We start from the raw sequence: 21,286 nt of genomic DNA on the forward strand, positions 1-21,286 counted from the left end.
GTTTTTCCGGTCCTCACGTATGAAAGGCATACGGCTTGCGGTCCTCAAAACTTTCGCGCCTCGAACTTCTTGTTTCTCATGTGTCAACTTTTTGAACACACACTTTTAGGAAGGATTATTGTAAAAATGGTTCCTTCATGTTCGCGACTGCTTATTTCGATAGACCCCTTTAACATGTCCACTTCCTCTCTTACATTGGCAAGACCATATCCACGATTATCGCCTTTAGAGGAAATCCCCTTTTGAAAGATATGCTGCTCCATTCCTTCTTTGAGTCCTTTGCCACGGTCGGCAATCTCAAAAACGATATCGTTTCCTAAGTCTGTTACGAAGAAAGAAACATCCTTATTCTTTTGATCAGAGACAGCTTCAAAAGCATTGTTGATGAGGTTCCCTAACATCACAATCAGCGGTGATAAATGAATATGCTCTGGCAATGGGTCCAGTGAACTGCCATCTTCAATGGTGAAGTTGATTTTCTTCTCAGACGCTTTAGCGAATTTGCCAAGCAAAATTGCTTGAATTTTTTCATCGCGAATATCTTTGAAGAACATTTCGGTTACCTTCTCTTGTGTATGGGCTTCCTCTTGTATCAATTGAATGGCTTCCTCATATTTTCCTAATTGTATCAACCCTAAAATGACATACAGTTTGCTCGTAAATTCATGAGCCTGTGCTCTAAGATCCTCTGAATATTGTCTGACCTCGGAAATGGCATCAATCATCTTTTTAATCTCCGTTTTATCCCTAAAACTAACGACAGTACCGGTTCGTTTCCCATCTTCGGTAATCGGATTGCTGTTAATAATCACAGTCTTATCCTTATATTGAAGTTCTTTATTCACTAACCCCTTATCTGCATTAACCAAGTCAAGTAGTTTTGGTGAGGAGATTACATTATATACGTTTTGACCCTCAACAATCCGAGGTAGATCTAATAACTCCCTTGCTGAGAGGTTAATCATCGTAATTGTGCCGTAGTGGTCAAAGGCAATCATCCCTTCTTTGACAGACTGCAATACTGCATTTCTCTCCCGATATAAGGCAGATATTTCAAAAGGCTCAAGTCCAAGCGTGTCTTTTCGAATGCTTTTGGAAAGGAGAAAGCTGCCAGCAATTCCAAAAAGGAAAACAGCACCGGAAGCCATAATAATTTTTTTAATATCTGCAGCGATTTCATTATGTATTGATTCCATTTGAAACTCTACAGACACGCTGCCTTCTACTTGCCTGTAATCCCCATAATCGACGATAATCGGTGAGATTCCTTTGAGGATTTTATGATGATCCTCTTGTGTGTGAATGACATAATTGCTTCCGAACACTAGGGCGCGGTAATAATCCTCCCTAGAAGCAGAAAAGGTAGATTCTTGACCAGAATAGCCGTAGATATCACCCGTTCGATTGGCAATTTTAATAGCTGAGGCATCCACTTGATCCCTAATCTGATCGGCAATGTGGTTCATTTCATCTGTGGGCCTGTTTGATAGGAACGAGTCCTGGACCACAGGCATATAAGAAAGGGTTTGGGCTGTTTGAAGTGCCAAGTTTTCCGCGTTTTCAACATCCTCATTAGACTCCATATAGGCGACCATGAAGGTAACTAGACTTAAAACAAGCAATAGTAGAACGATCACTAATCCTAAGATTTTGATCTGAAGTGAAACTCTTAGAAGCTTTTCCATAAGAACCTCCGTTGTTTGTCAATAAGAGTGGATCATTTGGTGTTTGCCTACTCTAGTATTTTACCAATGTTACGAAAATTCAACAATTTTATTTTAAAAGTCTGGAAAAGCTAAAAAGTGGTTTGGGCAGAATCTGTTGTCATTTGGGTAGAATTGTTCTGGTTTTGGACAGAATCCTAATGATTTTCGGTAGAATCCTCGTTTTCTGGGAAGAATCACAGTTCGTTTGGGCAGAATCATTCAACTTTTGGAGAGAAACCTATTATCGTTATCAGGTAGTTGGTCTTTCGCAGCTTGGCCTCTGTTTTATAAAAAAAACTCATAAGGAAAGCGGCTTTATAGTATAATATGTATTGAGTACAAATAATTTTGAAACTTCAGAAATTCATGTTGACACCCATTTCAAATTATTGTTAATATAGCTTTAAACTAATAATTAACTGTCAAATCTAACAGACTCTACCTAAGAAGTAGAGCAAACCTTAGATTAGAGCCAGTTATATAGACGGGACTTCTTTGTGGATTTCTCTGTCGATATAGCTGGCTTTTTACTTTCCACAAACAAGTCCCAGGTATTTTTCTCAAATGCATAGAAAGCGATTTCAGTAAATTTGTGAAAGAATCCCTCACTATGGGAGCACATTAATCTATTGAAGGAGGAATTACTTTGAAACAATTAATTGATTTGGACAAAAAGCATTTTATTCACCCTACTTCTTCCATTAAACAGCAACAGGAACAAGGAGCAAAATCTATTATTAAGGAAGGAGATGGTATTTATCTAAAAGACTTTAACGGAAAGACTTTTATAGATGCCATGTCCTCCTTATGGAATGTCAATATTGGTCATGGAAGAAAAGAACTGGCTGAAGCGGCCAAACAACAAATGGAAACGTTGGCTTTCAGCTCGGCGTTTTCAACCTTTAGTCATGAACCGGCTATTCAGTTGGCAGAAAAAATCGCAGCGATCTCTCCGGGCAACTTAAATGCTGTATTTTTTACGTCTGGAGGATCTGAGTCCAATGATTCGGCCTTCAAATTGGTTCGGCATTTCTGGAAACTAAAAGGGGAGCCCCAGCGCAATAAAATCATTGCTCTTAAAAAGGGATATCACGGTGTAGCTAGCGCGTCCACAAGTGCGACAGGAATTCCTGAGTTTTGGGAAATGGCTGATTTAACGGTGCCAGGTTTTATCCATGCCGAGTCCCCATATGAACAAGGTACGGAAAAATCAATCCGTTCGATTCGTGAAAAGATTGAAAGCGAAGGCCGGGAGAACATCGCCGCTTTTATAGCAGAACCAGTGCAAGGTGCGGGCGGTGTTTTGATTCCACCTGATGATTATTTTAAAGAAGTCCGCCAGCTGTGTGACGAATATGGAATTTTGTTTATTGCCGATGAGGTCATTACGGGGTTTGGACGTACAGGGAAAATGTTTGGTTTGGAACACTGTGGCGTGGTTCCTGACATGATGACGTTTGCTAAAGGAGTAACAAGCGGCTATATTCCGTTTGGCGGTGTAGTGGTCTCAGATCCGATTCATAACGTGTTGAAGGAAAAATCAACGGGCACGCTCTTCCACGGTTTTACGTATAGCGGCCATCCCACAGCGGCGGCAGTAGCTTTGAAAAATATCGAGATCATTGAACAGGAAGGCTTGGTTGCCAACTCACAGGCCATGGGGGATGAACTGCTAAAAGGGTTTAAGCAAATGAAACAGCAATTGGATATTGTTGGCGATGTGCGCACCACTGGCCTACTTGGGGCGATGGAACTGGTCGAGGATCCTGAAACCAACAAACGATTTTCTGCTGATTTAAAAGTAGCTCCGGAAGTGATTGAGGCGCTACATGAAAGAGGGGTCATATGCCGGGCGGTGACCTACGAAGGTACAGATATTATTTGTTTTGCGCCACCGTTGATTATTAATAAAACTCAAATTCAAACATTGCTGGAAAAATTGCATGATGCGGTATTGGCTGTGCAAAAGCAGCTCGGTGACCGCGTGTCGCAATAAGTATGTTGGTCTGCTCAAATATCCAATATGGGAGGTCATCACCATTACTGATCAAAAACTAATGAAGGTGCTTGGGAATAAGGACGTTCTCGCTCTTGCTTTTGGTGCCATGATTGGGTGGGGCTGGGTAGTCACCGCAGGCCTTTGGATTACGGAAGCAGGGTCGCTCGGTGCGATCCTTGCCTTTGCGATTGGCGGTCTTCTTGTTACATTCGTCGGTCTCACGTATGCTGAACTAGCTTCAGCCCTCCCGCTCACTGGGGGAGAGCATGTCTACAGTTTTAAGGCGATGGGGAGGGTGGCATCCTTTATCACAACGTGGTCGATTATTCTTGGTTATGTATCAGTTGTAGCCTTTGAAGCGGTGGCTCTTCCGACCGTATTTGAGTACCTTGTTTCAGGTTATAGTCAGGGGTACCTCTATACCATAGCAGATTGGGATGTTACGGCTACATGGGCGGGAGTAGGGATTGCAGGTTCGATTCTTGTAGCTTGGATTAATTATCGCGGAATTAAATTGACCACATCGATTACGTTCATTTTAACTTTATTGATTATTATAGCCGGAATTTTATTGATCACGGGCGGCACAGCAGCGGGTAACGTGCAAAACATGCAGCCGCTATTCGATCAGGGGATGGCTGGATTATTAACCGTTATCATTATGACTCCATTTATGTTTGTTGGATTTGATGTGATTCCACAGGCAGCTGAAGAGATCAATCTTCCACGTAAGAAGATTGGGCAGCTATTAATCTTGTCTGTCATTCTAGCAGTGGTTTGGTATATTCTAATTATTTTTGGCGTGTCACGTGTGTTGAACCCAGCCGCTATCAATGGATCAGAATTAGTGACAGCTGATGCGATGGCCACAGCCTTTGGAGGCAGCCCGATGATGGGAAATATTCTCGTCCTAGGCGGGATCGGAGGCATTTTGACAAGTTGGATCGGCTTTTATGTAGGAGGGAGCCGTGCTGTTTATGCACTTGCGAAAGCTGGAATGCTTCCTAAGGCCTTAAGTGAACTGCACCCAAAATATAACACGCCGTATAAAGCTATTCTATCGATAGGAGTTCTATCAACGATCGCACCGTTATTCGGGAGGCCATCCCTCGTATGGTTAGTCAATGCTGGCGGTCTCGGCTTGGTTGTGGCCTGGTTAATGGTAGCGATATCCTTTATTATTCTCCGTAAAAAGAGCCCCGAAATGAATCGGCCTTTTCGTCTTCGAGGAGGAACAACACTTGGCTGGATAGCCGCACTTTTGTCGCTTGGGGTTTGCGTGCTTTACGTGCCGGGTATGCCGTCTGCACTCGTGTGGCCGTATGAGTGGATCATTATTTTATCATGGGCTGTTCTAGGTGCCATTCTCTATAAAATTTCTATTTCAAAGTACGGTGCAAACCATTCAGAACAACATATGAAAGCAGAGATCGATCGTGTGATGAAAGATTCTGATCAACAAACTTCTGAACCTGACACGCTCACACAGGTCAATGAAAAGTAGACTAACTTTCATTTTGCGAGCACTATCTAGAATTGTTCTCGCAGGAAAAGCATAAAAACACTAGCTTTTTAAAAGCAAATCTATAAATAGGAGTGTCTTGTAATGAATCTACCGTTGGAAGGAATAAAAATTCTCGATTTATCTCGTGTGCTGGCTGGTCCGCTCGGATCGATGCAGCTCGCTGATCTCGGGGCTGAAGTGATACGTGTCGAAGCCCCTGGGGAAAGGACGACATACGGCACTGGTGGCCTTTCGTTGAAGAAGAAAGTACCTATTATCTTTCTGCGAATCGCAATAAGAAATCGATCACGATTAATCTAAAGCAGGAAGAGGGAAAAGCTCTTTTTAAAAAAATGGCAGCTCAGGCGGATGTAGTTATTGAAAATTTTAAAACGGGGACGATGGATCGTCTTGGATTAGGATATGAAGTGCTCAAACAAGAAAATGAAGATCTCATTCTTTGTTCTGTCACAGGATACGGACAGACTGGCCCTTATAAACACCTCCCTGGCTACGATCCCGTTATTCAAGCGGTGGGAGGACTCATGGATGTTACCGGGGAGTCAGATTCTGAGGCCACACGGGTCGGAACACCAGTCGTTGATATTATGACGTCTCATTATGTTGCGATCAGTGTTCTAGCAGCTTTGAGAAAGCGTGATATGAGTGGGGAAGGCGAACGCATTGATTTGTCGCTCCTCGACATTCAAGTAGCCTCGCTCGGAAACATTTCAAGCAGCTATCTTTTAAAAGGGCATGTGTCAAAAAGAATGGGAAATGCTCACGGAAACATTACCCCATACGAGACGTTTAAATGTGCCGATAAGCCAATTATGGTAGCGGCTGGAAATGATCGTATGTTTTATAACATGGCAGACGTGATGGGTCATCCAGAGTGGAAGGAAGACGGTCGTTTTAAAACAAATGCCAATCGTATCGAAAACAGGCAGGAATTAAGGAACCAGTTAGAGAAAGAGTTTTTGAAAAAGGGGGCAGATGAGTGGGAACAATTACTGTCTTCCAGTGACATCCCGTGTGGACCTGTAAACAATGTGAAGCAGGTGTTTGATCATCCGCAAGTAAAAGCGCGTGATATGGTGCAGGTAAGTGATCATCCTACTCTTGGGGAAGTAAGGACAGTTCGAAACCCGATTAAATTCAGGAATACAAATATCGAAGCAAAATCACATCCTCCTATTCTCGGGGAACACACCGTTGATTTATTAAAGGAATATGGGTTGTCAGACGATGAGATTCATGAACTCAAGGAAAAGGGGGCCATATAAGTTTGGTACGACTGGTTGGGAGCCCTAGAACTATTGCCCGTTTTGGAGCGCCATTAATTCTTTACATGACTTACACTGAGATGGAATGGATAGAAACTATTTCCTGTTAGTCCACAGTCATCATTCATCCAAACTACGATGATGCCGAAAATTCGGCGGCAACGTGACGAAAATTCAGCGCTTTAGACTCGCAGGATTCAGCCAGGGTGCTTGCGTTTTTCCTAACTAGTAACAGGGGGATGTAGATGGCAAATGCGAAAGAAATGCTGCAGGCCATTTTAAGCAGTATTGATGAAGGCATTCATGCAGTTGACGAAAATGGAGTCACTATTTTTTATAATCATATTGCATCCAAGCTTGATGGCTTAGAGAGAAAAGAAGTATTAGGGAAACTTTTATTAGATAATTTCCCTTCCTTGTCTACAGAAACAAGTACATTAATGAAGGTTTGTCAAACCGGAGAACCTATTTATAATCAACATCAATCATACCGTAATATTCGCGGAGTCTTAGTGGATACCGTGAACACCACTTTGCCTATTAAGGTCAACAGGAAATTAGTCGGGGCTGTAGAAATTGCCAAAGACTTAACGAAAATTAAACATCTTTCGGAAAAGCTGCTTGATTTACAGGCAAAGATAGAGACAACGAACAATCAAAAAAAATCTCCTAACCGAAATACAGGAGCTACTTATCATATGACGGATATGATTACAAACGACCCTACCTTTAACGAACTGAAATCAAAAGCGTTAAAGGTGGCATGTACTACTTCACCGATCTTAATTTATGGTGAAACAGGGACAGGAAAAGAATTGCTTGTACAATCCATTCACAACGCTTCACCTCGTTGCAAGAGGCCTTTTATTGCTCAGAACTGCGCGGCGATCCCTTCGTCGTTGCTTGAAAGTATTTTATTTGGGACTACCAAAGGGAGCTACACCGGCGCAACGGACCGGCCGGGTTTGTTTGAACTGGCTGACGGGGGGACCTTATTTTTAGATGAACTAAGCAGCATGCCGTTGGATATTCAAGCCAAGCTATTGAGGGTGCTGCAGAATGGAGTGATACGAAGAGTCGGCGGAACGAAGGAAATTACCTTGAACCTTCGAATCATTGCCGCGATGAACGAGCCGCCAGAAACTTGTGTCCGTGAAAAGAAGCTGCGTTCTGATTTGTACTTTCGTTTAAATGTTATTCACCTGCACATTCCTCAGCTTAAGGATAGGAAGGGCGATATTCCGCTCTTAATTGATCACTTTGTACAAAAATATAATTTTCAATTCGGAAAGCTTGTTACAAAGGTGGAAGAGGAAGTGAAGGAAATCTTTCACCTTTATGAATGGCCAGGCAACGTCCGTGAATTAGAGCACGCGATCGAATCAGCCATGAACATGGTCGATGGGGACCGGATCTTAACGGAACATTTGCCGCCTCATATCATTGACAGTTATTCCTCATTAAAAAGGACGAAACAACCGCCCTTACAACCACTGCGAAAAGTATTAATGGAAACCGAAGAACGATTAATTACCCAGGCGTTGAAGGAAACCAATGGAAACATTCAACAAGCAGCTAATTTGTTGGAGATTCCACGGCAAACCTTACAATATAAATCCAATAAATTAAAGCTATCTTAAAAAACCGCCGAAAATTCGGCGGTTTTTCGTGTTTTTCTATTCAAAATCACCTATAGAGTGAAGTGTGAATAGTTTAAATTAACCCAATTTTCAGTGTGTTGTAGGGGTTTCTATAAATAAAACAAAGTTTTGGCACGCATCTTGCTTTACTAAAACAGTGAGAGAGTTAATACATCTGCATACGTTCAGATGATGTTTCAGAAAAAGGACGTGTGGGGACTTCGCAAATGATGTTAGGAGAAGGAGAGGATGTAATGGTTTTTAAAGCTACAACACATCAAGAACAACTTCATTCAACAATGGATCATAGCGCTGCCCCGCTATATGAGGCGCTTTGCTTGTATGAAAGGAGTCAACGTACGTCGTTACATGTTCCAGGACATAAGGATGGACGTGTGTTTGACGAAGAAGCCCTAGGCCGCTTTTCAAGCATATTAAAGATTGATGCCACTGAATCAGTGGGGATTGATGGTTTACATCATCCGACGAACTTTATCGCTGAAGCACAAACCTTAGCGGCTGATGCCTTTGGAGCCGATCATACGTTCTTTCTTGTGGGAGGAAGTACGATAGGAAATATAGGAGTTGCACTTACCCTATGCAGCCCAGGTGACAAAATTATCGTTCAGCGCAATATGCATAAATCTGTCTTCCATGGCCTCATGGTAGCCGGTGCTCATCCTATTTTTATCGCTCCATCGATGGAACCTACAACAAAAGTGGCTAAGGTATCGGATCTTTCTTTTATCGAGAAAGCATTAAAGGAAAACCCCGATGTGAAGGGGGTATGGATAACCAATCCGAATTACTATGGAATGAGTCAGGACATCACTTCCTTAGCAAACGCTTGTCATCAAGCAGGGGTGCCTCTCGTTGTGGACGAAGCTCATGGCCCTCATTTCGGGCAAGCAGCAGAGGTTCCTCCTTCAGCTCTATCTCAAGGAGCGGATCTCGTAGTCCAGTCCACACACAAAATGTTAACAGCGATGACCATGGCTTCGATGCTTCATGTAAAAGGAAACATGGTTTTCCGCGAAAGACTAGCGCAAGTGCTCGGAATGATTCAATCAACGAGTCCTTCCTACCCGCTGCTAGCCTCTTTAGATCTTGCAAGACGCTATTTAGTGACAAAGGGGCGAGCGCAAATAAAAGAGACGGTAAAACGTTTAGACACGAAGCGGGCGGCTCTAGCCTCTGAATTACAAGCCCTTTCCATTTGGGAAGGAAGCCAGCAGGTTGATCATAGAGATCCGTTGAAGTGGATTATATCAAGTAAAAATGATGCCGTTTCGGGTTTTCAATTATTAGATATGTTTTATGAACTAGATTGCACAGCGGAAATTTGTGATCCTCGGAATGTTGGATTCTTATTTTCAATAGATGAAAGGGAGGAAGACATCGAGAAAGTCGTCCGTAAGATTAAGGAGATGGATGAAAAGCTGCAAAAAATGGCCGTGCCTGATCCACCTGACAAATCTGACATGGTTCTCTTTGAAGAAGAAGGTACCCTCTATAAGCCAGCATTATCGTTGCATGAGGCTTTTCACAAGCCTCGTAAGCGGGCTGCTTTACAAGAAGCAATTGGAGCTATCTGCGGAGAGATGGTTCTCCCCTATCCACCTGGCATCCCTTTATTGACGCCTGGGGAGAAGATCACAGCTAATCACGTAAAAACGATTCGCCAGCTTAAAGAAATGGGGGCATATTTCCAAGGTCCTTCCGACGAAACGATGAAATCCTTATATGTCCTTTGCTAGTCTGAACAGGTTAACCTTGATTGGAATATTCTCAGCCCCCGAAATGAACTTGGACGCTCTTGAATAAATTAGTAATACAGAGTAAGGGAGGGGGCTGATCATATGAGAAGACACAACTATTTTAATAAGGAGGAGATCGACACATGGAGAGTGAATATGTTAATTCAGTGTTTTCGTTAATTCCACCATTGTTAGCTATTGTCATGGTCATCCTCACCCGCCGAGTACTCTTGTCGCTTGGCCTAGGGATTTTTCTTGGTGCCCTGATGCTTCATCAATTTGATTTCGCAGGAGCCATTGCCAAAATATTCAATACGGTTCGTGATATTTTTGTGACCGTGAACGAATCCACGTGGGAGTTTAACACGTGGAACATTTTCATCTTGTTATTCCTATTGATTTTAGGAATGATGACAGCCTTCATTTCTATGGCTGGCGGCACACGAGCGTTTGGTGACTGGGCAATCAAGCGTGTGAAATCGCGTAAAGGTGCTCAATTATTAACCGTTTTCCTGGGAATTATCGTATTTATTGATGACTATTTTAACTCTTTGGCTGTCGGACAAGTCAGCCGCCCCTTAACAGACCGTCACCGTATTTCCAGAGCGAAACTCGCGTACTATCTTGACTCTACGGCGGCGCCGATATGTGTCGTTTCACCGATATCCAGCTGGGGAGCCTATATTATTGGCTTAATTGGAACGGTTCTAGTCACGCATCAAGTGACAGAATACAGTGCGTTTACCGGTTTCCTCTATATGATTCCGATGAACTTATATGCGGTTGTTGCCATTTTACTCGTGATTGCAACGGCTTGGTTCAACATTAATTTCGGTTTCATGAGAAAGCATGAAGAAAAAGCGATGAACACAGGTGAAGTGAGAGGCGAAGGTGATACACTCGGAGTTTTAACGAGCCTTCCTGAAAGTCATAAAGGCAGAGTCAGCGATCTGATTTGGCCGATCATAGCACTTCTGATCGGCACGGTCAGCGCAATGGTCTACACGGGGTACCAGGCTGTCGCTAGTGATAGTGTAACGATCTTAGCCATTTTTGAAAATACAGCTGTTGCTAAATCACTCGTATACGGCGGTTTAGCCGGCTTGATCGTTACTTTGCTTGTATTTTTGCCGAAAGGGTTTTCGTTCAAGGACTGGAGGCTAGGCTTCAAAAGTGGGATCAAATCTATGCTCCCAGCGATTTTTATACTCATTACTGCATGGACGATTACCACAATCATCAGCGAATTGGAGACAGGAACGTACTTGGCGGGATTGGTTCAAGCATGGAATATCCCTCTCGGTTTATTGCCAGCGTTGATCTTTATCTTTGCAGCATTTATGGCCTTTTCAACCGGTACCTCGTGGGGAACGTTCGGTTTGATGCTTCCGATTGCTGGGCAGGTTGCGGCGAATACGGATGTTTCTTACATGCTGCCTATGCTTGCAGCGGTTCTTGCAGGTTCGGTGTTAGGTGATCACTGTTCGCCTATTTCCGATACGACCATCCTGTCTTCTACTGGAGCGGGGTGCGACCATATGGATCACGTTAATACGCAATTACCTTATGCGATCGTAGCCGGGGGCATCGCTGTAGTTGGTTATCTCGTACTCGGTTTTACAGGAAGCACCATCCTCGGCTTTGCAACATCGATCGCCCTATTGATCGGGGTTGTCTTTTATATGAAGAAAACGGTCAAACCTATTATCGAGGAGAACCTTAGCAAACACGGTTAAAGTAACCATTAGATAATGAATGAAAAGCTGATTTTTCCTAAACGATGGAGAATCAGCTTTTTTTACTTTCTATTATGAATCAATTTCATAATTTAAGCCTCTTCTGCCCCAAGGGATTCAAAACGCAAAAAAGGACCCCGGAAGGCTTCGCCTGAGGAGGCTTGCTGTTTAGAGGATGTTCGACTAAGTTCGGCACGTCCTGTGGGGCCGCAGGAAAACGAGTCGTTTCCCAGCCACCCCGAGCTCTCATACCGTAACGGAGCTAAGTCTCCAGGATAAGGGGGCGATGTGAAGCAACATGGATAGAAACTGATCCAACTTCTTTATAAAACGGAAACTAAAATCTGCTGGATAAGAGAATCCAGTTTGAACTTTTCGAAAAAAGAGCCGTATATTCTGCCAGTCTTTGGCGTTTTAAAAAGAGCAATTATGAAATTGATTCATTATGATAAAACAAATAAATTATGCAAATACGGGTAAAAGATTAAAAATAGTAGTCTGAATTATACGAATAAACCAACAAATGGAGTTGGCATGGAACTTGCAATTGATAAAGGTGAACGTTTCCGTTGAGACGGCGGAAACAATATTCAGGGAGAGAGGGATGAATTTGAAGGGAAATCATGTGAAGAAGGCGGTTAAAAGGCCATCCTTAAAAGTGGCCATGATCCCGATTGTATTCATGATTGTGGCGCTTTACTTAGGCATTGCTATGTTTGGATTGGATCCACACATACCTTTACTGTTAAGCGGCGTTGTTGCCGCAATTGTCGCTATGGGGCTTGGATACTCATGGGAAGACATAGAAAGCAGTTTTTTGGATACGATTAGACTGTCCTTACAAGCCATCGTTATTTTATTGATTATCGGGGCAATCATTGGGTCGTGGATTGCTGCCGGTATTGTTCCGACGATGATTTACTATGGATTGGATTTATTATCACCAGGCTATTTCTTAGTATCAGCCTGTGCGATCTCATGTGTCGTGGCTTTAGCCTCCGGAAACGCGTGGACAGCGGCCGGTACAATTGGAATTGCCATCATGGGTATCGGGCAAGGGCTTGGTGTTGACATGGCAATGGTGGCAGGCGCCGTCATATCAGGTGTGTACTTTGGAGATAAAGTTTCCCCTTTGTCAGAAACAACTAATATGGCACCTGGGATAACAGGGGCAGAGTTGTTTGAACATATCAAGCATATGATGTTTACCACGGTTCCGGCGCTATTGATAGCCTTAGTTATTTACACGATCTTAGGACTTCAATTTTCAGAAACCCAATCAAGTATCGCTGAAGTACAAACGCTCCAAAATCAGTTGAGCGACATCTTTGTTATCACACCCTGGCTGTTGATCGGTCCAGCAGCCGTAATTTTAATGATGATATTGAAGATGCCAGCTATTCCAGGGCTTACCATCGGCTCACTCATTGGTGTGGCCTTTGCCATTGGATTTCAAGGAATGGGCACGGGAGATGCTCTCAGTGTGATGTACTACGGTTTTTCAAAAGAGGTCGGCATTGAGGTCGTGGATAATCTACTGAACAATGGCGGCATGGAAAGCATGATGTACACAGTCGCTCTGATCCTCATCGCCATGTCTTTTGGCGGAATATTAGAGAAAGCTGGTATTTTAGAAGCGATTGTTGTTGCCTTACTTTCTTTTGCTAAAAAAACAGGAAGCTTGATTGCCGCTACAGTCGGGACATGCATTACAGCAAATATTATTGCCTGTGACCAATATTTATCAATCATTCTACCCGGTCGTATGTATTCCAAGGCCTATAAAGATCGAAATCTTCACGCCAAAAATTTATCCAGAACACTTGAAGATGCAGGAACCATGACTTCTCCGCTGGTCCCCTGGAATACGTGCGGGGCGTTTATGTTTGCAACCTTAGGTATTTCCGCATTTAGCTATGCTCCTTACGCCTTTTTAAACCTCATCAGCCCAATTATCGCGGTCATATACGGTTACGCAAATGTTAAAATTGAATACTTATCTAAAGAAGCTGCCCAAGACCAACATGCAGAATATGATATTGCCAATCAAGCAGCGAAAAGAGAAGAAGCCTAATACACTCATATATGAAAGCGATTACACTAAATGGAGGGAGTAAATTGAATTGAACTATAAGGAAATGATTACAAGCCCTTATCACGGCATCATTGAAGAGATATGCATTCAGTCAAATAGTAGAATATATGAATGGGAGTCTTTGTTTATCGTTCGAACAGATGAGGACACTATTAAAACAGTCGCTACAGGAATGAGTGGATCGGTCCACTCATTAGAAGTCAAGATAGGCGAGGAAGTTATACCAGGAATGGTACTGGCCTATATTGAAGAAGACCTTGTTGTTAGTGGCAGTGATTAAAAATATGAAGGAGTAATGGAGAAGATGGAGAAATTTTATCTTCTCCATTTTTAATTGAGAATGACACATCTGATTTAAACGTAGAGTTTTCCGGAAAATTTCTAAATTTGCTATAATAGGTAGGTGTATTGCCATGGGAAGGAGCGTTATAGATGAATCATACAATAAGCGATAAACTAAGTCCCCTTTTTTGTATATCTGTGGACCCCCGGGAGAAGATTGGAAACGGCAGCTAGCTGAAATAAGAGAACCTTTCGTATTTCTGAAAAAGGACAATCAAGTTTATGCTTATGTTTATTTGGATGACCTGACTGTCGATGGGAAGGGCGGTTCGGAACTGACGATTGAATCTCTTCAATTTCATGCCATTCCTATCAGTAATGTCGGCGAGTTAAAGCCTGGTCATTCAGCTTCCTTACCATTCATTTTCCAGATACTTGGGGAACATATTACATTGATTAAAAATGATAAAAACGACTATAGCGGCTATATTCGAAGAGAGGATGCTCTTGTTGAGTTGTTTCGTCAGGATAATAATATCAACCTTTTAAAGGTGATGTTATCTTCCATTCCAATGGGGATTTTCGTTGTTGATCGTGAGAAAAAGATCGTTAATTGTAATGAATCTGGATTGAAAATGATCAAGTCATCCAACCAACAAGTCATCAATGTAGATGCTGGAGAAGTATTTAATCAAGCACACATAGACCAAGCATTATCGACAGGGGAAACCTTGCTCAACCAACTCCACATTACCGACGAAATGGGCGTTCTTGTCGATTATAGCCCGATTATAAATGATCATAAGCAAGTCGATGGGATGATCATTATTGTCCAGGACTTGCCGATGGTCGAAGACATGGCGATGGAAATTGAATATGTCAAAGATCTCAATACCGATTTGAATGCGATCCTAGCTACGATGTATGACGAAATTTTAGTAGTGAATCGTGAGGGGGAGCTGCTTCGGTACAGCGATAATTTTATTCCCGATTTTTGGGGTGTTTCTGATTTAAAAGAAATGGTCGGGAAAAACCTGCTTGAATTTGAAAAGCAAGGGGTATTCAGTCCATCTGTCGTAAGGCTGGTACTTGATAAGAAGAAGAAAGTTTCTGTCGTTCAAACGACACCAAAGGGGAAAAGTGTATTGGCTGTAGGGAATCCTGTTTTCAATGAAAATGGTGACATTCATCGAATCATTGTTGCATCAAGGGATATCACTGAAACGAAGAAACTCAAATCTGAATTAAGAGAAACCAAACGCATGTCTAAAAACTACAAAGAAGAATTAGAGAAATTGAAAAATAGCAATCATGTTATGAAAAAAATCATTTATTGCAGCCCTCAAATGGAACAAGTCATGGTTAAAACAAAAAAATTAGCCGATTTTGATTCTACGGTTTTGATACTAGGTGAATCCGGCGTCGGTAAGGAATTGATCGCTAAGTCCATTCATAAAGAAGGACACCGTGTGGAAAAACCTTTTCTGACAGTTAATTGTGGGGCCATTTCTGAAGAATTGTTGGAAAGTGAGCTGTTCGGTTATAAGAAAGGCGCTTTTACAGGAGCAGATACAAAAGGCAAAGTTGGTTTTTTTGAACAAGCAGACAAGGGGATATTGTTTTTAGATGAGATCGGTGAAATCCCGTTGCGGCTTCAGGTGAAATTGTTAAGGGTTTTGCAAGAAAAAGAAGTGACTCCCGTTGGCAGCACGAAGCCTATTCCGATTGATGTGCAAATCATTGCTGCAACAAACCGGGATTTAGAGAAAATGGTGAAGGAAGGCTCGTTTCGGGAAGATTTATATTACCGAATCAATGTCATTCCCATTCAAGTTCCACCTTTAAGGGAAAGACCTGAGGACGTGCCATTATTGGCGTTTCATTTCATCCAGCAATTAAATGAGCAATACAATAAAAGCTATCATCTGTCTCCAGAAGCTCTTAATCTTTTGGAAGTGTACGATTGGCCTGGGAACATCAGGGAACTGCAGAATTTAATAGAACGGCTTGTCGTTACAGCTGATGATGATGTCATTAGTGCTGATTTCGTCAATCAATCCTTGAAGTTTGGGGAAAGCAAGCATTCGAAACCGATGATCACCGGCATCCTTCCTTACCACGAAGCACAAGAGTATGTGGAGGAACAATTGATCATGCTCGCCATGAAAAAATATAAAACAACGACAAAAGCGGCGAAGGCACTTGAGATCAGTCAATCTGCCGTAAGCCGCAAGTATCAGAAAATCCTCCAGAAAAAAGTGGATAGGGAAGCACTTCATTAGTATTCCTTTATTAATATATAGAAGTTGCCTTTCTTTTTAGAAGGGTAGCTTTTTTATGCGGATTATACTAACCCTATGCATTTATTCATAACATTTGAATGACGGTTACTTTTCTGATCACCGATCCAATCGGAATGTTACGGAATAAGAATATGGCATAGAACTTGCATTAAATAATAGTGAAACAATTATAAATTCTGGAGGTTTTATACATGACTGATCAACTATCCTTTAAAAATTCAAAACAATCAGAGTTAGAGGAGTTGGATAAGAAACACTATCTGCATCCGACAACCATTCCTAAAACCCATGTCAATCAAGGTCCTAAACTTACTTTTTCGGAAGGTGAAGGGATCTATGTAAAAGATTTGAATGGTGAAAAATATATCGATGGACTTTCGATGCTTTGGAATGTCAATCTTGGGCATGGTCAGCAAGAACTTGCTGAAGCAGCGAAAGAACAAATGTCTAAATTGGCGTTCAGCTCGTCATTTGCCGGATACTCGAATGAACCTGCTGTCAGGTTGGCTGAGAAACTTGCATCCATGGCTCCTGGTGATTTGAATTCCATTTTTTATACGTCTGGCGGTTCGGAAGCAAATGACACCGCTTTCAAATTATCTCGTTTTTACTGGACATTGAAAGGAAAGCCTGAAAAAACAAAGATCATCGGTATCAAGCAGGCTTATCATGGGGTGACCATTGCGGCTCAAACAGCTACTTCAATCCCATTGTTCCATGAGTTTTCCGGTTCAAAGATATCCGAAGTATTCCATGCCAATTCACATCTGACGAATTGTGAACGAGGCGACAAAAGTGATCCGAACTATGAAGGATGTATTCGGGATATCGTTGAAAAAGAAGGGGCAGACACGATTGCTGCTGTCATCATCGAGCCTGTTCAAGGGTCTGGTGGCGTACATGTTCCTCCGGAAGGTTACTTGGAAGCGGTCAGAGACCTTTGTGATGAATATGGTATTTTGTTTATCGCGGATGAAGTAATCTGTGGGTTCGGACGTACCGGAACAATGTTCGGTGTGGAAAACTGGGATGTTGTCCCTGATTTGATGAGTGTGGCCAAAGGGATTTCAAGTGGATACTCTCAGCTAGGCGGCGTTCTGATCAAAGAAAGTATCCGGGATGTGCTCGTCCGGTATGATCAAGTTTTGGCTCATGGCTTCACTTACAGCGGTCATCCTACGGCTTGTGCGGTTGCGTTGAAGAATATTGAAATCTTGGAACGTGACCAAATTGTAGCCAACACGAAAAACATGGAACATGAACTAAAGGCAGGGTTTGAATATCTAAAAGCTAAACACCCTACTGTCACAAAAACGAGAGCACTGGGACTGTTAGCCGGTTTTGAACTGTATGCCGACCGTGACAAGGGTATCCCCTTCGACTCATCGATTCATCCGTCGGCCGAGGTAGTGGAAGAGTGCTTCAAACGTAAACTAATCCTAAGAGCACTTTCCTCAAATGTAGGAAGGAACATTGTTGCCATCGCACCGCCGCTGATCATTAACAAACAACAAATGGACGACATGATCAATATTATAGACGATTCTATCACTGTATTTGAAAAGAAATTTTGTTAAAACTAGCATTGAAAGGAGCCGTCATTAATGATTAAGAAGCTGATACTTCAAGGTTCTCCAAGAGAAATAGGCAAGCAGCATGGAAATCAGGGAAAAGCGGAAGTGCTGAAAAGTTTGGAGACGTACGAGAAATTGTTTCACGGATATAAAGGCATCAGCTGGGAGGAAGCCAGGGAAATTGCGCGTGAGCATCTACCGGCAATCGAGAAGTACGATAAGCAGCTGATTGAGGAAATGGAGGGGGTCGCTGAAGGAGCAGGGGTGGAATTTGAAGATATTCTAGCACTGAACGCGCGAAGTGAAATTGCGTTAGCTAACTATAGAGGAGCAAATTTCTCTGATGGTTGTACGGCCATCGCTGTGACAGCCCCGTTAACGATGGAAACGATCATCGGGCAAAATTGGGACTGGAAAGCTGAGCAAAAGGAAAGCCTTCTGCTGCTTGAAATTCACAATCAATCGAAGCCTGTGATAACTATGGTGACCGAGGGGGCATCATCGGGAAAATCGGCTTTAATTCTGCTGGAATCGGTCTTTGCTTTAATGCACTGTTGACAGATAAAAAGTCGAGTGAAGTTCCCATCCATCTTGGGTTGCGCAGCGTGTTGAATTCGAGTTCTTTACATGAAGCCATCTCGAAGATTAAAGGTGGCCAAATAGCCGCCGCTGCTAGTTTTTTAATTGGAATCGACGAAGGAGAGGGGAATGGCATGGCCTTGAACGTGGAGGTCTCGCCATTTGGGATTGATATGGTAGGAGGAAATGAAGGTAAGTTAGTCCATACCAATCACTTAGTCTCTTCTGACCTTAAACAAAATCTTAAAGACATGAGCGAATTTGTCTTCGATGATTCGATGATCCGTAAAAAGAGGGCCGAACAGTTAATAGATTCAAAGATTGCCCAGCAAAAACCAATTAATGAGGCAGCGTTTAAGGAATGGCTTGCAGATCAATTCAATACACCGAATTCCATCGATCATTATGAAAACTTGCGTGCTCCTGAACATCGGCGCATGGAAACAGTGTTTTCTATCATTATGAATTTATCAGAAAGAAAAGTATTTCTTTGTGTCGGGCATCCGTCTGACGCACAATTTGAAGAAATACAGTAAGGAGGGGATCACATGCTTTATGTCAATGGAGAATGGAAACAAGCAAACTCCGGGAAAACCATCGAGGTAACGAACCCGGCAACAGGTGAGTTGATCGACAAAGTAGCAGCAGGTGGCCGTGAGGAGACGATCGAGGCCATAGAATCAGCGAAAGCAGCCTTCAAGACATGGAAAAGAGTAACTGGCCAAGAGCGAGGCAATTATTTGGCTCAAGTTTCTTCGAAAATGAGGGGAAAGCTGGATGAAATTGCAGAAACCATCACACTTGAGATGGGAAAACCTTTCCCTGACGCAAAGAGAGAAGTCCTTGGGGCGATCAGCTACGTGGATTGGTATGCAGAAGAGGCGAAGAGGGGATATGGAGAAATCGTTCCTGCCTCCCATCCTGACAAACAGCTGATGGTTCTCAGGGAGCCAATTGGTGTAACCGCTGCGATCACGCCATGGAATTTCCCGGCGTCGATGATTACTCGTAAGATTGCTCCGGCCATCGCGGCTGGATGTACCGTTGTATTGAAACCAGCCCCCTCTACCCCGATATCGGCCATCAAGGTGTTTGAATGTTTTCATGAAGCCGGGCTTCCGAAGGGTGTAGCCAACTTGGTCATCGGTCAAGCTGAGGAAATCGGACCTGAACTGACCCAGCATCCTGACGTGCGCAAGCTGACCTTCACTGGGTCGACCCATGTCGGGAAAAAGCTGCTCCGCGACTCTGCAGACACCGTTAAAAAGGTTTCGATGGAGCTTGGCGGGCATGCACCGCTGATTGTATTTGAGGATGCCAATATCGATGCTGCTGTAGAAGGTGTTTTACTGACGAAATTCAAAAACTCCGGTCAAACGTGTATCAGTACCAATCGTGTTTATGTCGCTGATAGCATTGCGAAGAATTTCAGCCAAAAATTAGCTGAAAAAGTGTCACAGTTAAGGGTTGGTAATGGAATAGAAAACGGTGTGGATGTCGGTCCGCTCATCAACGAGCAGGCATTGGAGAAAGTCGAAAGTCATGTGGAAGATGCACGTAAGCATAATGGAGTTGTTCTTTGTGGAGGAAAGCGATATACGGGAAACTTACCGAATGGCCATTTCTATGAGCCTACCGTGATCAATCAAGCTCATGATCAAATGAAGATCGCTCAAGAGGAAACCTTTGGGCCCGTGGCACCGATATTTACGTTTAAAGATGAAGCAGAAATTATTGAGAGAGCCAATCATGCTAGCTACGGACTAGCCGCCTACTGTTTCACGAAAGACTTGGCCAGGGGCCACCGGATGATGCGTGAACTGGAGTATGGCATCGTTGGAATCAATGATCCCTTGCCTATCGTTGCTCAAGCACCTTTTGGCGGTATTAAGGAAAGCGGCATAGGCAAAGAAGGTGGAAAATCTGGAATGATGGAGTATTTGGAAGAGAAGTTTGTCTCTATTCATACAGGAGAGTGACAGGGAAAGAAATTTTGAAAGGGGAGAAAACATTCATGTCAAACATCAACCTGAATAGGTCAGAGAAAAAAATCGTCATTCGCAACACCACACTGGAAGATCTTGATGAAGTTGCTGCCCTATCCGATAACAGTTTCGGTCCGGACATAGCGTTCAAACGGGAACATTTTGCGAGCCAATCTAAAATTTTTCCAGAAGGACAAATCATTGTGGAGTTCGAGGGGAAAATCGTCGGTTCTTCTTCGAGCCTGATCGTTAATTTTGACGAGTATACAGACAAACATTCCTATGTTGAAATTTCGGACCATGGCTATATTCGTAATCATAATCCAGACGGGGTCAACCTCTATGGCGTTGAAGTATGTGTTCATCCTGATTACAGACAATTGAAGCTAGGGCGCCGTCTATATGATGCTAGAAAACAACTGTGTAAGGATTTGAATCTGAAAAGTATTATCATCGGCGGTCGGATTCCATACTACCACAAGTATGCCGATCAGATGTCGGCGCAGGAGTACGCCGACCAAGTGATGAAGAAAAACATCTACGACCCTGTGATGACGTTTCAAATGAAGAACGGTTTCGTATTGAATGAAATGATCCCTGGTTACTTGCCGGGTGATGATGCATCTTTAGAATATGCGACATCAATGGAATGGCATAATGAGGACTACAACTCTTTGGGATAGATCATAATAGCAGGGAATCCTATCAGTATCGTTTTCCTCTTTAAAAAAAGGGGAGACTCGGTGGTCCATCTTTATTGTCAAAATTAAAGAGAGGGACTATTTCTGTAATTTCGTCAAAAAACGTTTTGGTCAGAATCTTTTGCTATTAGGGAAGAAT

At 42.8% G+C, this 21,286-nt stretch carries 11 protein-coding genes and 3 pseudogenes; 13 read left to right on the forward strand and 1 reads right to left on the reverse strand.

From position 1 onward, the window contains the following. Positions 1–83: 83 nt before the first annotated feature. Positions 84–1,685 (reverse strand): sensor histidine kinase, encoded by a 1,602-nt coding sequence (locus MUO14_RS18300; RefSeq protein ID WP_244752008.1) that lies wholly within the window; start codon positions 1,683–1,685, stop codon positions 84–86. 667 nt (positions 1,686–2,352) lie between these two features. Between MUO14_RS18300 and MUO14_RS18305 the strand changes: the two genes are divergently transcribed. The 13 genes and pseudogenes from MUO14_RS18305 (at position 2,353) to MUO14_RS18365 (ending at position 21,129) form a co-directional block, all read left to right on the forward strand. Continuing rightward, the gene (locus tag MUO14_RS18305; protein ID WP_244752009.1) at positions 2,353–3,702 is read left to right on the forward strand and encodes an aminotransferase family protein; all 1,350 of its coding nucleotides are present in this window, start codon (positions 2,353–2,355) and stop codon (positions 3,700–3,702) included. 61 nt (positions 3,703–3,763) lie between these two features. Further along, positions 3,764–5,209: an APC family permease gene (locus MUO14_RS18310; RefSeq protein ID WP_244755658.1), complete on the forward strand. Its 1,446-nt coding sequence runs from the start codon at positions 3,764–3,766 to the stop codon at positions 5,207–5,209. 171 nt (positions 5,210–5,380) lie between these two features. Then, positions 5,381–6,495, forward strand: a pseudogene (locus MUO14_RS18315) (CaiB/BaiF CoA transferase family protein). A gap of 245 nt (positions 6,496–6,740) precedes the next feature. Further along, a complete protein-coding gene (locus tag MUO14_RS18320) occupies positions 6,741–8,135 on the forward strand; it encodes a sigma-54 interaction domain-containing protein (RefSeq protein ID WP_244752010.1) in 1,395 nt (464 codons plus the stop codon). Between the two features lie 254 nt (positions 8,136–8,389). Next, entirely contained in the window at positions 8,390–9,892 is a 1,503-nt protein-coding gene (locus MUO14_RS18325) for an aminotransferase class I/II-fold pyridoxal phosphate-dependent enzyme (protein WP_244752011.1), read from the forward strand. A gap of 143 nt (positions 9,893–10,035) precedes the next feature. Then, positions 10,036–11,628 (forward strand): Na+/H+ antiporter NhaC family protein, encoded by a 1,593-nt coding sequence (locus MUO14_RS18330; RefSeq protein WP_244752012.1) that lies wholly within the window; start codon positions 10,036–10,038, stop codon positions 11,626–11,628. A gap of 604 nt (positions 11,629–12,232) precedes the next feature. After that, positions 12,233–13,702 (forward strand): Na+/H+ antiporter NhaC, encoded by a 1,470-nt coding sequence (gene nhaC, locus MUO14_RS18335; protein WP_244752013.1) that lies wholly within the window; start codon positions 12,233–12,235, stop codon positions 13,700–13,702. A 49-nt stretch (positions 13,703–13,751) separates the two neighbouring features. Then, positions 13,752–14,003 carry a biotin/lipoyl attachment domain-containing protein gene (locus MUO14_RS18340; RefSeq protein WP_244752014.1) on the forward strand — a complete coding sequence of 84 codons (252 nt, stop codon included), beginning with the start codon at positions 13,752–13,754 and terminating at the stop codon, positions 14,001–14,003. 152 nt (positions 14,004–14,155) lie between these two features. Continuing rightward, positions 14,156–16,287, forward strand: a pseudogene (locus MUO14_RS18345) (sigma 54-interacting transcriptional regulator). Between the two features lie 212 nt (positions 16,288–16,499). Next, positions 16,500–17,885 (forward strand): aminotransferase family protein, encoded by a 1,386-nt coding sequence (locus MUO14_RS18350; RefSeq protein ID WP_244752015.1) that lies wholly within the window; start codon positions 16,500–16,502, stop codon positions 17,883–17,885. 27 nt (positions 17,886–17,912) lie between these two features. Further along, a pseudogene (locus MUO14_RS18355) lies at positions 17,913–18,997 on the forward strand (C45 family autoproteolytic acyltransferase/hydolase). Between the two features lie 12 nt (positions 18,998–19,009). Continuing rightward, positions 19,010–20,440, forward strand: a complete 1,431-nt coding sequence (locus MUO14_RS18360) for an NAD-dependent succinate-semialdehyde dehydrogenase (protein WP_244752016.1) — start codon at positions 19,010–19,012, stop codon at positions 20,438–20,440. 35 nt (positions 20,441–20,475) lie between these two features. Next, positions 20,476–21,129: a GNAT family N-acetyltransferase gene (locus MUO14_RS18365; protein WP_244752017.1), complete on the forward strand. Its 654-nt coding sequence runs from the start codon at positions 20,476–20,478 to the stop codon at positions 21,127–21,129. The last annotated feature ends 157 nt before the right edge of the window (positions 21,130–21,286 follow it).

It is taken from the genome of Halobacillus shinanisalinarum, assembly GCF_022919835.1.
GTDB lineage: Bacteria > Bacillota > Bacilli > Bacillales > Halobacillaceae > Halobacillus_A > Halobacillus_A shinanisalinarum.

What these genes read in the sequence shown, in the direction of transcription:
- MUO14_RS18330 (WP_244752012.1), top strand. Translation starts at nt 10,036, where the DNA reads ATGGAGAGTGAATATGTTAATTCAGTGTTTTCGTTAATTCCACCATTG.
- MUO14_RS18365 (WP_244752017.1), top strand. Translation starts at nt 20,476, where the DNA reads ATGTCAAACATCAACCTGAATAGGTCAGAGAAAAAAATCGTCATTCGC.
- MUO14_RS18320 (WP_244752010.1), top strand. Translation starts at nt 6,741, where the DNA reads ATGGCAAATGCGAAAGAAATGCTGCAGGCCATTTTAAGCAGTATTGAT.
- MUO14_RS18350 (WP_244752015.1), top strand. Translation starts at nt 16,500, where the DNA reads ATGACTGATCAACTATCCTTTAAAAATTCAAAACAATCAGAGTTAGAG.
- nhaC (WP_244752013.1), top strand. Translation starts at nt 12,233, where the DNA reads ATGAATTTGAAGGGAAATCATGTGAAGAAGGCGGTTAAAAGGCCATCC.
- MUO14_RS18360 (WP_244752016.1), top strand. Translation starts at nt 19,010, where the DNA reads ATGCTTTATGTCAATGGAGAATGGAAACAAGCAAACTCCGGGAAAACC.
- MUO14_RS18325 (WP_244752011.1), top strand. Translation starts at nt 8,390, where the DNA reads ATGGTTTTTAAAGCTACAACACATCAAGAACAACTTCATTCAACAATG.
- MUO14_RS18300 (WP_244752008.1), bottom strand. Translation starts at nt 1,685, where the DNA reads ATGGAAAAGCTTCTAAGAGTTTCACTTCAGATCAAAATCTTAGGATTA.
- MUO14_RS18310 (WP_244755658.1), top strand. Translation starts at nt 3,764, where the DNA reads ATGAAGGTGCTTGGGAATAAGGACGTTCTCGCTCTTGCTTTTGGTGCC.